We start from the raw sequence: 14,961 nt of genomic DNA on the forward strand, positions 1-14,961 counted from the left end.
AAAGGGCGGCAATGTTAGCACAATTGATAGTCCGAAACGGCGCTTCCGCGACCGAACAAGACCATGTGTTCATAACCTTGTAACCAATTAATCTAGCCCCTGGCGGTTGCATCCGGCCAGTTGGCCCCAAGCCTGTTCCCGGGCCCCGAAAAGTCCCTTTGACACTACTATCTGTATACCAGTATTCAGATTAATGATTCAGAACACCGACCCCGGAGGGTGAAATGAAGATTCTTATGGTGCTGACCTCGCACGACCAGCTGGGCGATACCGGCGAGAAAACCGGCTTCTGGCTGGAGGAGTTCGCCGCGCCTTACTACGTATTCGTGGATGCCGGGGCAGAAGTTACACTGGCATCGCCGAAAGGCGGGCAGCCGCCCCTGGATCCGAAAAGTGACGCCGACGACGCGCAGACACCAGCGACGAAGCGTTTTCGCGACGATCCCGTGGCCCAGCAGGCGCTGGCGAACACCGTGCCGCTGGATAATCTGGACGCAGAAGACTTTGATGCGCTGTTCTACCCCGGTGGCCACGGCCCGCTGTGGGATCTGGCGGAGGATCAGCTATCCATCGCGCTGATCCACGGATTTTACCGTGGGAACAAGCCCGTCGGGGCGGTTTGCCACGCGCCGGCGGTGTTCCGGCACACCGTGGACAAGGCGGGGGAACCCCTGGTCAAAGGGAAAAAGGTCACCGGGTTCAGTAACAGCGAGGAAGCTGGCGTACAGCTCACCGAAGTGGTGCCGTTTCTGGTGGAGGACATGCTCAAGGAGCGCGGTGCCGAGTACAGCAAAGGGGGTGACTGGGAGAGCAACGTCAGTACCGATGGGCTGCTGATCACCGGGCAGAATCCGGCCTCGTCGGAGGCCACCGCACGCGCGCTTCTGGGGGCTCTCGCGCAGGGCTGACAGGCCCTCGCTGTGAACCCATCAACAAGAGGAAAGCGGTCGCCGGTTTAATTTGTGGCTCACAAGCCGTAAAATACCCGACCGCAAAACTCGGTTATTTGAGAAGGTCTATGTCAGAACAACCGTCAGAACTGAATGTCACCATCACGGACTCCGCTCAGGAGTACCTGCGAGACCTGCTCGCCAAGCAGGATTGCGAGGGCATAGCCATTCGCATGTTCGTGTCCAATCCGGGCACACCCAATGCGGAAACCTGTATCGCCTACAGCCGCCCGGGCGAAGAGAAAGAAGGCGACCTGGAAATGCAGCTGAACGGTTTCAAAGCCTACTTTGAAGGCCGTAGTGTGCCGTACCTGGATGAGGCGCGGGTAGACTATGCGTCAGACAAAATGGGCGGTCAGCTGACGATTCGCGCGCCCAACTCGCGTATGCCCAAAGTTACCGATGACAGCCCCATCGAAGACCGTATCAATTACGTGCTCTACAGCGACGTAAACCCCGGTCTCGCTGCCCACGGTGGGCAGGTCAGTCTGATGGAAGTCACAGAAGATCACTACGCGGTGTTGAAATTCGGTGGTGGTTGCCAGGGTTGCGGCATGGTGGATATGACCCTGAAAGAGGGTGTAGAAAAAACGCTCAAGGAGAAAATTCCAGAGCTTGCCGGTGTGAAGGATATTACCGACCACACGGATAAGTCGCAGGCTTATTATTGATCTGCTAGCAGCACCAAAAAAATCGCGGCAATTGCCGCGATTTTTTTTGCCTGTTTCAGGCTCCGATCGCGGACTTACTGGTATACACGTACGTAATCTACATACATGCGTTGCGGGAAGGTGCTGCTCCCATCCGGGCTGCCGGGCCAACTGCCACCGACGGCAACGTTGAGCAAAATGAAGAAAGGTTGGTCGTAAACCCAGGGGCCATACTGCTCCACCTGTGCACGGGAGGCGTTGTAGAAATTGTTCCCGTCTACATACCAGCTGATCCCGTTACTGTTCCACTCCACCGCATACACATGATAACCGGCATCTACACTTTGCCCCAGGTCGTGGGTGCCCGTCAGTGGCGTATTGCCCGAGTATCCTGGGCCGTGCAGGGCCCCGTGGGTGAGGGTCGGTTCATAGCCCACGTGCTCCATAATATCGATTTCACCGGAGTTCGGCCAAGGAGTGCCGGTGAAGAAACTGCTGCCCAGCATCCAGAAAGCGGGCCAGATGCCCTGTGTCTGCGGCAATTTGATCCGCGCTTCGATACGGCCATATTGGAACTCTTTTTTACCGGCGGTGATCATGCGGCTGGACGTGTACTGGCAGGCGCCGTACCAGCAGCTTTGGCCACCTTCATTACGGGCTTCGATCACCAGCACATTGCTGCCGGCCTGATCGTCATACTGAATAGATGCATTTTGTCCGGCGGTGTAGTACTGCAACTCACTGTTGCCCCAGCCACCGCCGCCGGTTTCAAATGTCCAGTTATCGGTGTTGATGCTATCGAATTCGTCGGCCCAGACCACCCCATTGCCAGCGGCGGGGCTGACCACGATGGAGCTCACATTATCGTTGAAGCCTTCGTTGTTCAGGCAGCCATCATTACCGGTGATGGTTACCGATGCACCGGTAAAATTGTCGCCGTCATAAAGCGTTGCCTGGTACCCGGAAGCCACTTGAATGGATGAAGCATCGTTGTCGACAAAGCCGAGCGCCTGCAGACTGGCAAGGTTGTAGCTGCCAACACCGAGCGGTGTGGACCAACCGTTGAAATCACAATGTTGATAAACAGTTGCCACTCCTTCAGGGTTGCTGGGGACGACCTCTATCCAGTTCAGATTCCAGTCTCCAGTTACCGCGTAGACACCAAGATTGTAGGTCCCGGCATTGATATGGACCTGGTGGGAAATGGTCTGCCAGTTCTGCCATCCGCCGGTGTTGGGAATCTCTAAAGTGCCGAGCACCGTTGCCCCGCCATTGAGGTCATTGGAAAGCGTACCCCCGGTTGCGCTAGCCACACGAAAACGGATGGTGTATTCGCCGCTACTGGGAATGGTGAGATTGTTATAGGCGAGCCATTCGCCGGCGGCTACCCAGCCGACATTGTATCCACCGCCAGTGTCCGTGGTCTCTTCGATGTCGACATCATCTGCTCGATACACACCACCGGTGTTTCCCGGGGTTGTGTCGTAGAAGGCATTGTAGTCTTCCGCTTGGAACACCGTTGCATGCGCTTCTGCGAAGAACAGAGCTCCACATAGCCCTGCCAGAAAAGTGCGCGCGAGCACGCTTTTCCGGATGTGTGTCAGGTTTCTCATTATCGCTATCTCTGTTTTGATGGAAGGTGAACCCGCTGAAACATCGCTAACCCACAAGCGGGCCCCAAAATATCTAGAGATTTTTCTGGAGTGGCGTCCCAGAAACGACCAAATCTGAAAGTGGCACGGCAGAATGGGGCAGTTTGGCGCGCTATTGTTTTAGCGGCGGACAGCGCTATCGATCTGGCCGGGAGGGGGCCAAAAGGGTTGGGGGGAAAACAGAAAGCGCGTTTTCGCCGACGGAGGTGAGAAAGCGCTTGTCGTAAGTGGTACAAACAAATCACTTTGATCTTCTGATGATCAGTGGGATGTGGATGCACCACTCGTTGAGACGTGAAATTGACGGAGCCCCGAGCTTCAATGGGGTCGCATAGCTCTAGCCCTCGGAGTCAGATTCTTCGTTGACGGGCTCCAGGTTTTCAAAATAGTCGTAAACCCCGACACCTTTCAGGTATACGCCATCAAAGCCCGCATCGATAATCCGGAACAGGTAGGAATCGTCGTTGCCATAGAGGATGTCTTTCCAGCCTTTTCTCCAGTAGTCCACGTAATAGGCGTTATCCGTGCCGGCAACCCGGTCTCTGAGCCATTCCGGGGGATTGGTGGGCCAGAAGGACTCCCAGTAGTAGCGGTTATCCTCCGCATATCCCACATTCATGGTGGCAATCAACAAGCGGCGGCGTCCGTTATCTTTGAACTTCAGGTCGTTGATCTGATCGGCTGTGTATGCAACACCGTCAAAGAAAAAGTCCATCACGATCAGGTCGTAATCGGTATTGCGGACGTCATTCACCAGATCCTGACGGGTGGAGTAGCCGCCGGTGTTCGTGAGATTGAGAAAGTTCTGCGCCTGGCTCAGTCGGTCTACATCGAAGCGGTTGCCATTGTAGATCGGTACCGGGAAATCCGGGATGGTGTCCAGGATTTTCTGTTCCGCAACAAAGCCCACGTAGCCGGCGTTGTCGCTGAGGTCATAGGCGTTGTCGATATTTGCTTCTGTGAAAGCAAAATCAGTCACCAGAATATTGGCGCCGTTCCCCTGTGCCAGGTCCAGATAGGCCTGAAGCCGGTTGCGCTCCGACGCCGAGGTGGCCTGATCGACGGTGATCTGTCCGTAAAACAGACCGGTCTGCGCAACACCGTCCAGGGCGCTGACATAATCACTGTCTATCTGGGCACTCTGGCGGCCGGTGGTGGTGATCAGTTCCGGCGCATCTTCGGCAATCACAACAAAGCCGCTATCCAGACTGCTGGCGTAACTGCTAATGCTTTCGACCAAGCCTCGCATTTCCCGCTTGTAGTTGAACTCGCCTTCTGTAGAGAAATCCGGGAATTCGTCGAAATTACAGCCACCAAATACCAGAGGTATCAGTAGGGCGGTGAACAGCCTTTTCAAGAGCCTTCTCCTTGAGATCTTTTATCTTTCCATCAGGCGCCAGTCTAACAGCGATGCCTGAATTCCACATGAATCAATCCATGCGTTTTTTGGTTTTATTGGTGGCCTGTGCATTGACGGGATCCTCGGGCCAGAAATGTTTCTGGTATTTGATCCGGAGTTCTTTGCGCACCTCGTGATAAGTGTTGGCCCAAAAACTGTTCAGGTCCCGGGTCACCTGTACCGGCCGGCGGGCGGGTGACAATAGATGGATCATCAGCGGGTAGCGGCCTTTCAGGATGGAGGGTGTCTGCGCCAGCCCGAACATTTCCTGTAGTCGTACGGCCAGCACCGGCGGAGATTCCGCGTAATCGATGGCAACCCGGGAGCCGCTGGGCACCGCAATGTGTGCGGGGGCGAGCTCATCGATTTGCTGGGGCAGGGGCCAGGGTAATTGCCCCTGTAAAACCGCGTTCATATTCAGCTGTTTGAGCTGCTCCAGACGGCTCATACCCTGGAGGTGGGGGAGCAGCCAATCGTTGAGCGAAGCCAGTAGCGTCTCGTCGCTCCAGTCAGGCAGCGACAGCGCCTCAAGCAGGTCGCCAAAAGTCTCCCGCTGCTGGTATAGAAACTGGACCCGCCCGCGCAGGCTGGTCGACTCTTTATCCCACGGAAGAACCTCGAGGCCTTTTTGGCGGATAGCGTCCAACAATGCATGACTCAGCAATTCAGGGGATATCCGCTGCGACGGTTTATCTTCCAGCACGATACGCCCGAGGGTGATCCGCTCACTGGCGATGGCGCGCCCGCTGGTGTCGTCCCAGCGTACGGATTCTGCAGTGTCGATCAGGTCGGCGAAGTGCTCGCGCAGGGTCGACTCGGAGACCGACGCCGCTAGTTGAATGCGGGCATCGCGTCCTTGGCCATCGAGGTCGGCGATGACCAGATAATCCGCGTGGGCCAGTTCGTCGTCGTGGGAGAAGTGTGCGCCGCGACCATTGGCCAGCAGAAAGCGCCGGCCTTTATCGTGGCGGTTCTGCGCAATGCGGTCGGGGTAAGCGAGCCCGAGCAGCACGCCGCACCAGTCCAGTTCGTCTACGGGACGTGCTGCACTGTTAGCCGGTAACTGTTTCTGCCAGATGGCGGCCTGCTGACGTATCCGTTGAATCGCGCCACGGTCGGCGTTGCCGGCCCTGGCGCTTCCATCTAACACTGACAGTCTTTTTTGCAGGTCGCGGTCCCAACGCTGTTCTCCCTTAAAGATATCGCGCTCGGAAAGCAAAGCAGCCAACAAGCAGGCTTCCCGCGGAAGGCCGAGGTCAGTGCTTTTCAGCATCATATGTGCGAGGCGCGGGTGAGCCCCGAGCTTTAGAATGTCGCTACCGTGGGCGGTAATGCGCGCCCTGCTATCCAGGGCGCCCAACTGCTGCAGTAGAGACCGCGCCTGGCTCACAGGGCCCGGCGGCGGCAGATCCAGCCAGCGCAGTTCACTGACATCGGTCGCGCCCCACTGCGCCAGCTCCAACACCAGTGGGGCGAGGTCGCTGAGGAGTATTTCCGGAGTGTTCTTCCGGGCCAGCTCCCGCTGGCGGGATTCACTCCACAATCGGAGGCAGGCCCCTGCGCTCAAGCGCCCGGCGCGGCCACTGCGCTGGGTAGCGGAAGCCTGGGAAATCTGAGTGGTTACCAGTCGGTTCATCCCGGTATTGGGATCAAAGCGGGATTCCCGCATCAGCCCGGAATCCACCACCAGGCGGATGCCCTCGATGGTGAGAGAAGTTTCCGCCACATTGGTTGCCAGCACGATTTTGCGTTTTCCCGCCGGGCTGGGGGCTATAGCAGCGTCCTGCTGTTGTTTGTTCAGGTTGCCATACAGTGGCGCCACCACAATATCGTCGCGGGTTGCCAACGCTTCGCGCAGTTCACGTTCAACGGAGAGGATTTCCCCCACACCGGGCAGAAACGCCAGCACGCTACCGTCTTCCTGCTCTACCAGCTCCCAGATTTTACGGCTCATGAGGGCGGGGAGCCGGCGAGCGTCTTCCGGCACCTGCTGATGGGGCAGGTAGTGGATATCCACCGGGTAGGCGCGGCCCTCGCTGGTGATGGTGGGGGCGTTGTCCAGCAGCTCGGCCACCGCGTCCGCATCAAGGGTGGCGGACATCACCAGCAGTTTCAGGTCATCGCGCAGCACCTCCTGGGATTGCAGGCACAGCGCCAGAGCCAGGTCACCCTGCAGGTTGCGCTCGTGGAATTCGTCGAAGATCACCAGGGCGGTATCTGCCAGTTCGGGATCCGATTGCAGCAGGCGGGTGAGGATGCCTTCGGTGACCACGAGAATCCGGGTGTCCCGGCTGGTTTTGCGCTCGGCGCGAATCTGGTAACCCACGGTTTTGCCCACCGGCTCGCCCAGTAGATCTGCCATGCGCGCTGCCGCCGAGCGCGCGGCCAGGCGGCGGGGTTCCAGCATGATGATCTTGCGGCCTTGCAGCCAATCGCTTTGGAGCAGGGCGAGGGGCACGGCCGATGTCTTACCGGCGCCCGGGGGCGCCTGCAACACCGCATTGTTGTGGCTTTCCAGCTTGTCCAGCAGTGTGGGCAGTACGTCGTGGATGGGTAGCTGTTTTATGGCTAAGTCAGTCATGGCGCTGATTATACCGGCGCGGCGCCGTTATGCCTGTGGAAGTTGATGCTTGAGTAAGCTGTGTTTGTGAGAATGGTTGACAATATCATCAACTTTGGCTTATGGTTGATATTGTCAATTAACTGCTCAATCCATTTAAGGCTGCACTACACCATGTCCGACTCGACACTCAGTGACAATTTGCACCGGCTGATGCATGTCTATCGCAGCCGCCTGCGCGCAGAGGTCTCCGTGCGGGACTTGGGCCTTCCCATCACCCACATCCGGGCGCTCAAGGGCATCTGCAGTAACCCCGAATCCACCGCTCATTCCATCGCTCAGCGCATGCAGCGGGATAAGGCGCAGATCACCCGGGTTCTGAAGGAGTTGCTGAACGACGGCCTGATCGAAAAGCAGCCCAACCCGAAAGACGGGCGCAGTCAGCTGTTATTTCCCACAGCAAAGGGATCCGCCGTACTGACGGAAGTACTGAAAGCAGAACAGCACACGGCGGATGTGATGACCCGCAGCCTGTCGAGCAAAGAGCTCGAGCGGTTTACCGAGCTCACCGCCCGCATGGTGGAGAATCTCACCAACAAATCTGAAGGAGGTCGCTGAAATGCCTAAACCAGCACCGAGAGAACTTGAAGTCATACGTCGCGAAACTATCACACCGCACATGTTGCGGATCACGCTGGGCGGAGAAGGTCTGCAAGGATTCCCCGAAGATCAGGAAAGTGCGTATGTGAAGCTCTTGTTTGAACAGGGGGCTAATGAACGACCGCTGATGCGCACCTACACCATCCGGCAACAACGGGATAATGAAATCGATATCGATTTTGTGGTGCACGATCATCCGGGCCCGGCGGGTGCCTGGGCCATGCAGGCGGAACCCGGCCAGCGTATCCGGGTTGGCGGCCCCGGTGCGCGAAAGCTGATCAACCCCGAGGGAGACTGGTTCCTGTTGGTAGGTGATATGACCGCGCTCCCCGCAATCAGCGTCAATCTGGCTGCATTGCCGGCAGATGCCAAAGGCCATGTGATTCTTGAAGTGGCCAGTGAATCCGATCGCCAGGATTTGATCTGTCCGCCCGATATGAAAGTTCACTGGATTGTCAGCCCGGATCCCAATGCACCGGGTCAGGCACTGCTGGATGCGGTCAGTGAACTGCCATGGATGGAAGGCAATCCCGCAGTCTGGTGTGCCTGTGAATTCACCACCATGCGGCACCTGCGCGAACTGTTCCGCAAAGAGCGCGTGGTGGAGCCGAAACGCCGATATATTTCCAGCTACTGGAAACACGGTCTTAGCGAAGAACAGCACAAAGTGGTCAAGCGCGAAGACGAAGCAATTGCCTCGGTTTTTTAACGGGGTCAAGAGACTAGAGCTATAGACTATGGAAAAAGCATTCTGGCTGGAAAAATGGCAGAAAATGGAAATCGGCTTTCATAATGCCGAGGCCCATCCACTGCTGGTGAAGCATTTTGACGCGCTTAACCTTCCAAAGGGCAGTCGACTGTTCCTGCCGCTTTGTGGCAAAACCCTGGATATTGGTTGGTTACTGGGCAACGGCTATCAAGTCGCTGGCGCGGAACTGAGTGAGACCGCGGTAGTGCAGCTGTTTGAGCAATTGCAGGTTGCGCCAACAATCGACGAGCTGGGTGAACTTAAGCGCTACAGCGCCGATGGGATCGATATCTTTGTGGGCGATATTTTCCAGCTTGACCCAGATACCCTGGGGCAAGTCGACGCGATCTATGACCGCGCAGCGCTGGTGGCCCTACCGGAATCCATGCGCGCCCGCTATGCCCAGCTCTTGATAGCCCTTACAACAACGGCACAACAGCTGCTGATCACTTTCGATTACGATCAGAGTCAGATTGCTGGCCCGCCGTTTTGTGTCGATAGCGATGAAGTAAAAGCGCTGTATTCCGAAAACTATACGCTAAGTCTGTTGCAGGAAGTGAATGTCCCCGGTGGGCTCAAGGGTAAATGTCCCGCACAGGAGCAGGTCTGGAGATTACTGCCAAGATAATAGACTGGCAGCGTGGCTTGCACGCTGCCATAGGTCGGCGCGATATAGCCGCTGTCAGGCCGCCACCGTCACCGGCGAGTGATCGCGACTGCTGAGAAATGCGGGCCGCGGTCTGGGGGCTCCAAACGGGGCTTGGGGGCGATTGTGTACACTGTTGTACACGCACATGGCCACTTGGCGCGCGTCGCCGGAGATGTTGTCGGGCGAGCCGTGCAGCAGGTTGCATTCATGGATCACCAGTGTGCCCGGTTTACCGGTGATGGCGTGGATATCCCGGTCGCGCAGTACTTCCCGCATGGTATCCGCTTGGGGAACCCCCAGTTTCTGCTCGCGCAGGGAAGACTTGTAATTGTCCTCTGCGGTTTCTCCGCTACAGGAAATGTACAGCTTGTGGGAGCCAGGAATCACGTAGAGGGGCCCGTTATGGTGGTGGTTCTCGTTGAGCATGATCCACGCCGTCAGTGCGCGCATACGCGGCATGCCGTCCTCCACGTGCCAGGTTTCAAAATCGGAATGCCAGGCAAAGGAGCGGCCATGGAAAGCCGGTTTGTTGTTGATGCGGGATTGCATGCGGTAAACATCTGAGCCCAGTAGTTGCTGCACAATGGGAAGGACTTCCGGATGACGGAAAAAGCGATCAAATGCATCGCTGAACCCACAGGGATTGAAGATTGTGCGCAGCGTATTGTCATGGGGCTCGCAGACCAGCTCTTCGCGGCCCGCCAGTTTCTCCCGCAGCTGCTGAGTCTCCTCACGTAGAGGCTCTACCAGTTGTGGCAGTAGCTCCGGAAAAATGAGGTATCCGTTGTCCCGGTAAAAGGACAGTTGTGTGCTGTTTAAGGGGCCGTGGTTATCGGCGGGATCGGCGTAAATCACGGGATCTTTACGCGGGATGATTTGCTCCCTTCCTCCAACCCGGGAAGGGTACATATCATCGGTCATAGTGCATTTTCCTCCTTTACTGATGGGTTAAGTGCAGGGGGCCTCACAGGCCCGGCCTGTAAAAATGCAAAACTTAGTACCTGGCGGCAGTGCCGCGGAAATCAGTGCGAACGAATGGATTGGGGGCGCCGCGCTGAACTGGTTGACCGGTGATGGATCACCGAGTGATCGCGGAAATAGGATGACTTCCCTGAACGATCCGATTGACTTAGCCCCAGGTGATAGGGCAATGGGTTGTCTAATCGGCGCGATATTCAAACGCTTGAGAAATATGAAGTCAAGTGGCCTCGACACCGTCCATAGTCCTCCCGTCAGTGGAGTCTTTGCAATAAGTACTGTGAGTATATCCGGGAGTAGGCGATATGAAACTGAATCGGCTTTCTATTCTGCGTTTCGCGTCGATTGCGCTTCTCATCGCGGCAGTCATTGCCAAACTTTATATTGTGCTGAGAGGGGCGGGTGGAAGCGCTTCCGATCTGAATTCATCGGGAGCGATAACTACGCCGGAAATACCGTCCCGTGATGCCGAGTCTTCGACACGCCGACAAGAAGCCTCGCCTCCACGGCAACCTGAAACGCAACGCCACCCAAAAGAGCAGGGTAATCCTGAAATCCAGGCAGTGCTCAGCCTGCCGCCTCACATCGCATACCAGAAGTTCCTGGAGCGCGCCGAGACCGGTGACGCCAGAGCCCAGTTGATGCTGACGGAAATTCTCGATCGGTGTCGCCATTCCTCCGTTCAGTCAGAAGAGGCGCTGTCGCGTCTGGAGCGCCGGGGAGAGATGCCCACGGACATGCTGGCGTACTATCGGGAGAATCTCGAACAGTGTACAGGACTGTACGACATGCTTGAGGAGTACGACCTGGATACGTTGTGGGCCTTCTGGATGGAAGAGGCCGCCGATAAGCTCGCGGTGGCCAGGATTGCGCTTTCGTTAAATAGTCTTGAAGCAGAATACAGTGATGAGCTCTACCAGCAGTTACAGGCCGGAATTTCCGCTACTGGTGAAGACTGGATTCAGCAGCGCGTTGCCCGGCAGGCGGCCTTCGCATTTTTCCGTTCGTTTGTAGAACCGACCCAGTACGACGGGGCGACCCATGATGCCGGATACTATCTGCGATCGGACGATAGCCTTGCCTGGGACTACCTGATGTGTGAGCACTCTGTGCACTGTGATCTGAAGGCAATGGAGCAGCAGGTTTCCGATCATTACTACGAGTACCAGATCAGCGATATGCGCAAACGGGCCAAGGAGCTGGATCGGGCATTACGGGACGGTGACTGGGAGCGCCTGGGACTGCGGCTAGACACGGATTGATTCGACTTGGTATTCCCGTCAGACTACCGAAAAGCACAATAAAAAGGTGGATATCGTGAGTAACCGTCGTTTCAGTAGCGCCCTACCGTGGGTTGCCCTAACCGTAGTGGGAATAGTTGGCGGAGTCCTGCCCTCAAACAGTTTGGCTGGTCCACTTTCCGAAGAATCCCGTTATCAACCCATCTCCATCGACGGATTCTACGACGCTATCAAGCACTGGGATGATCGCACCGGCGAAAACGCCGTGCCTCATTACCAGCTCCACCAGATAGAAAAGATTGCCGATAATATCCTGCTTTATCAGCGCGACAGTGGTGGCTGGCCTACCAACAAGCATCCGCTGCGTGTGGTATTGGACGAGGAGCGGGTAGTTGCGCTTGAAAACCAGAACCTGGCTGATGCCAGCTTTGACAATCGCAATATTTACCCGCAGATTCAATACCTGTCCGAGGTCTACAAACAGACCGGTAATGTCCGCTATCGCGACGCCGCACTCAGGGGATTGCGTTATACCCTGGACCGCCAGTATCCGAACGGCGGCTGGGCCCACTCTCCGGATCGCCACGAGCGGGCTTACTATCGCCATATCACCATTGCGGATGAGGTTATGCCCGGCGTTCTGGGTTTTTTGCGCAAGGTGGCCGAAGGTAAGCCGCCTTTCGGATATATAGACTCCAAGTTGCGCCAGCGGGCGGCGAGCGCCGTCGCCAGAGGTGATGCACTGTTGCTGAGGCTGCAGGTCCGCATCGACGGTAAACCCACTGGCTGGGCCGGCCAGTACCACGAAACCTCGCTAGAACCCGTCAAGGGCAGGGCCTATGAGCTGCCCGGCATTCTCGCCTGGGAGACAGTCCCGGTGCTGGAATACCTGATGTCCATTCCCAATCCGTCCGCTGACGTCATTGCCGCAGTGCAGGGCGGTAGTGCCTGGTTGGAATCGGCAAAACTTTCCGGGTTCCGCATCGCTAAAGTGGACACCGCGGGGCAACGCTTTGACTACCACGCCGCGGATTACGATCTGGTGGTGGTTGAAGACGAGCAGGCGAAACCCATCTGGGCCAGATTCTACGATCTGAAATCCAGCGAACCTTTTTTGGCGAACCGCGATGGAAGCAAGGTGTACCAGCTTTCGGCGGTGGATATAGAGCGCCGCACCGGCTACAGCTGGTACGGTTACTGGCCGGAACGATTACTGCAGGAGCGGTACCCTGTGTGGAAGCAAGATAACGGTCTCTGATCGGGGAATCTCAGAACCGCAAGTTGGGGCGTTCAGGGAGCAGAATGAATCAGAGTATCACAGGAATTGATTGGCTGATTATTGCCGCCTACTGTGTAGGTTTGCTGGCCATGGCCTACTGGCTCGCACGGCGACAGGAGAGCAGGGAAGACTATTATGTTGCCGGGCGCAATGTTGGCCCCTGGCCGGTGGGGCTCTCTATTATGGCGACTCAGTGCTCCACCAACAGTATTCTCGGGGCGCCCGCATTCGTCGCATTTGCTGCTGGAGGCGGCCTGCTGTGGCTACAGTATGAACTGGCGGTTCCGCTGGCGATGGCAGTACTGATCCTGTTTGTAATGCCGCTGTTCCGTCACCTGCGGCTGGTTTCGGTCTATGCCTATCTGGAACAACGTTTTGACCTCCAGACCCGCCTTACCCTGAGCGGGCTCTTTCTTTTTGTGCGCGCCTTCGCTACCGCAGTTACAGTGTATAGCATCGCACTGGTGATCGATCTGATCACTGGCCTGGGCTTTACCGCCTCGGTATTGTTACTGGGGGCGTTTACCGTCCTGTATGACGTAATGGGCGGCATTCGTGGTGTGATCTATTCCGATGTCATACAGCTGGTGATTCTGGCGGCGATGCTGGTGCTGGTGCTGCTGTTTCTACTGGATGCCAGCGGTGGGTTCAGCCAGATGTGGCAAGCATTCTCTGCAGAGCGCAAGAGCGCGTTGGATTTCGAACATCACGGTTTTGGTGACGGGCAGACATTTGCCTTCTGGCCCATGTTGCTTGGTGGCCTGTTTCTGTATGTGTCTTATTACGGTTGCGACCAGAGCCAGGTTCAACGCCAGCTGAGTACGCGCGATATCGACGCCACCAACAATGCACTGCTGATCAACGGCCTGCTGCGTTTTCCGCTGGTATTGCTGTACTGCCTGGTGGGTGTCGGCATTGCGGTTTACGCCGCCGGTAACCCGGAATTTGTTGCTGCGTTGCCGGAGTCCGACAATGGGCCGGAATACAACCTTGCAGTGCCCTTGTACATGATCAATGTATTGCCGACGGGGCTCGTTGGATTGAGCCTGGTGGCCCTGTTCGCCGCCGCTATGTCATCGCTGGATTCCGTGCTCAACTCCCTGAGCGCCACCACCATGGAAGACTTCGTACGACGGTTTCACCGCGGCGACTGGAGCGAACACCACGAGCTGATCCTGTCGCGCGGGATTACTGGGGTATGGGGCGGTATCACACTGGTAATGGCGTTTTGCGTCGGTGATATTGCCCCTACAGTGCTGGAGGCCATCAACAAGATCGGGTCCCTGGCAAATGGGCCCATCCTTGCGGTGTTTGTGATGGGGTTCATTACGCACCATGTGCGCGGTCCCCACGTCATAGCAGGGTTATTGCTGGGTATGGCGGTTAACGGTGCCTGCTGGTTGCTCCGCCCGGAAATTTCGTGGCTGTGGTGGAATGTTATTGGTTTTGCGGTGGCAGTCACGGTGGCAATGGCATTCGCCCTGGTGTGGCGCTCAATAGCGGTCGATGGCACTGTCGATGAAGCCAGGGCGCCTTCAGGCTCAGACCTGTATGAGACTGCAATCCGACACCACTTGCAGGAAGAGGCCCACTATAACTGGTACCGTCGCAGTTTGTGGCTCGTAGCCTGGTTTGCAGCGCTGCTGGGGTTACTCATTTTTATCAATGATTAGGGAGTATTCATGATTTTCAACCAGATACCCTGGGCGTGGTTGGTTCCAATTGTCCTCAGCTTTTCTATCAATTCAGCGTGGGCCAAAACTCCCGAAGTTTCTGACGACGAGAAATCCGCAGTCGCCGTACAATTGGATGCCTTTCACCAGGCTGCTGCGGATGCAGATTATGACGCTTACTTCGATAGTTTCAGCAAAGAGGGTGTTTTTATCGGCACTGACGCCAGCGAGCGCTGGACCGTGGATACCTTCAAAGATTATGTGCGACCGTACTTCAGTCAGGGCATAGGTTGGACCTATGTGCCGAGAGACCGCACCATCGTGATTCGTGGGGATGTCGCCTGGTTTGACGAGTTACTGGATAACGCAGCCTACGGAGAATGTCGGGGTAGTGGCGTATTGGTGAAAGTGGGCAATCGGTGGAAGATCGCCCAGTACAATTTACATTTCCCGGTGCCCAATAATCTCGCCAGGCAGATCACTCAAATGATCAAGCAGGCCGCCTCAACGGTACACTAGCGG

The 14,961-nt window shown here is 56.6% G+C and carries 13 protein-coding genes; 9 read left to right on the plus strand and 4 right to left on the minus strand.

Annotated elements, in window-relative coordinates; all coding sequences use genetic code 11:
* Positions 1–224: 224 nt before the first annotated feature.
* Both LPW13_RS06555 and nfuA read left to right on the plus strand, forming a co-directional pair.
* The gene (locus LPW13_RS06555) at positions 225–908 is read left to right on the plus strand and encodes a type 1 glutamine amidotransferase domain-containing protein (protein WP_230438645.1); all 684 of its coding nucleotides are present in this window, start codon (positions 225–227) and stop codon (positions 906–908) included.
* 110 nt (positions 909–1,018) lie between these two features.
* The gene (gene nfuA, locus LPW13_RS06560; protein WP_230438646.1) at positions 1,019–1,621 is read left to right on the plus strand and encodes a Fe-S biogenesis protein NfuA; all 603 of its coding nucleotides are present in this window, start codon (positions 1,019–1,021) and stop codon (positions 1,619–1,621) included.
* Positions 1,622–1,695: 74 nt separating this feature from the next.
* Here the strand turns inward: nfuA and LPW13_RS06565 are convergent, their stop codons facing one another.
* From LPW13_RS06565 to hrpB, 3 genes are all read right to left on the minus strand, one after another.
* Positions 1,696–3,213, minus strand: a complete 1,518-nt coding sequence (locus tag LPW13_RS06565) for a family 16 glycosylhydrolase (protein ID WP_230438647.1) — start codon at positions 3,211–3,213, stop codon at positions 1,696–1,698.
* Positions 3,214–3,589: 376 nt separating this feature from the next.
* On the minus strand, positions 3,590–4,609 hold the full coding sequence (locus LPW13_RS06570; RefSeq protein WP_230438648.1) for a hypothetical protein: 1,020 nt from the start codon (positions 4,607–4,609) through the stop codon (positions 3,590–3,592).
* A 73-nt stretch (positions 4,610–4,682) separates the two neighbouring features.
* Positions 4,683–7,232, minus strand: coding sequence for an ATP-dependent helicase HrpB (gene hrpB / locus LPW13_RS06575; protein ID WP_230438649.1), 2,550 nt, complete (start codon positions 7,230–7,232; stop codon positions 4,683–4,685).
* Positions 7,233–7,385: 153 nt separating this feature from the next.
* Between hrpB and LPW13_RS06580 the strand changes: the two genes are divergently transcribed.
* Genes LPW13_RS06580 through tmpT form a run of 3 tightly spaced genes read left to right on the plus strand, consistent with a single transcriptional unit; the run spans position 7,386 to position 9,247 of the window.
* Complete coding sequence (locus LPW13_RS06580; protein ID WP_230438650.1) at positions 7,386–7,829, plus strand: MarR family winged helix-turn-helix transcriptional regulator; 444 nt, start codon at positions 7,386–7,388, stop codon at positions 7,827–7,829.
* Between the two features lies 1 nt (position 7,830).
* Positions 7,831–8,580, plus strand: coding sequence for a siderophore-interacting protein (locus LPW13_RS06585; RefSeq protein ID WP_230438651.1), 750 nt, complete (start codon positions 7,831–7,833; stop codon positions 8,578–8,580).
* 28 nt (positions 8,581–8,608) lie between these two features.
* The gene (tmpT, locus tag LPW13_RS06590) at positions 8,609–9,247 is read left to right on the plus strand and encodes a thiopurine S-methyltransferase (protein WP_230438652.1); all 639 of its coding nucleotides are present in this window, start codon (positions 8,609–8,611) and stop codon (positions 9,245–9,247) included.
* Between the two features lie 54 nt (positions 9,248–9,301).
* On the opposite strand, the gene LPW13_RS06595 is transcribed toward tmpT, so the two are convergent.
* Positions 9,302–10,189, minus strand: coding sequence for a phytanoyl-CoA dioxygenase family protein (locus LPW13_RS06595; RefSeq protein ID WP_230438653.1), 888 nt, complete (start codon positions 10,187–10,189; stop codon positions 9,302–9,304).
* Between the two features lie 620 nt (positions 10,190–10,809).
* Here LPW13_RS06595 and LPW13_RS06600 point away from each other — a divergent pair.
* From LPW13_RS06600 to LPW13_RS06615, 4 genes are all read left to right on the plus strand, one after another.
* A complete protein-coding gene (locus LPW13_RS06600) occupies positions 10,810–11,508 on the plus strand; it encodes a hypothetical protein (protein ID WP_230438654.1) in 699 nt (232 codons plus the stop codon).
* A 142-nt stretch (positions 11,509–11,650) separates the two neighbouring features.
* Entirely contained in the window at positions 11,651–12,745 is a 1,095-nt protein-coding gene (gene pelA / locus LPW13_RS06605; protein ID WP_230438655.1) for a pectate lyase, read from the plus strand.
* A 44-nt stretch (positions 12,746–12,789) separates the two neighbouring features.
* Positions 12,790–14,439: a sodium:solute symporter gene (locus LPW13_RS06610; RefSeq protein ID WP_230438656.1), complete on the plus strand. Its 1,650-nt coding sequence runs from the start codon at positions 12,790–12,792 to the stop codon at positions 14,437–14,439.
* Positions 14,440–14,448: 9 nt separating this feature from the next.
* The gene (locus tag LPW13_RS06615; RefSeq protein ID WP_230438657.1) at positions 14,449–14,958 is read left to right on the plus strand and encodes a nuclear transport factor 2 family protein; all 510 of its coding nucleotides are present in this window, start codon (positions 14,449–14,451) and stop codon (positions 14,956–14,958) included.
* Positions 14,959–14,961: the final 3 nt, after the last annotated feature.

Source organism: Microbulbifer celer, assembly GCF_020991125.1.
GTDB classification, from domain to species: Bacteria; Pseudomonadota; Gammaproteobacteria; order Pseudomonadales; family Cellvibrionaceae; genus Microbulbifer; species Microbulbifer celer.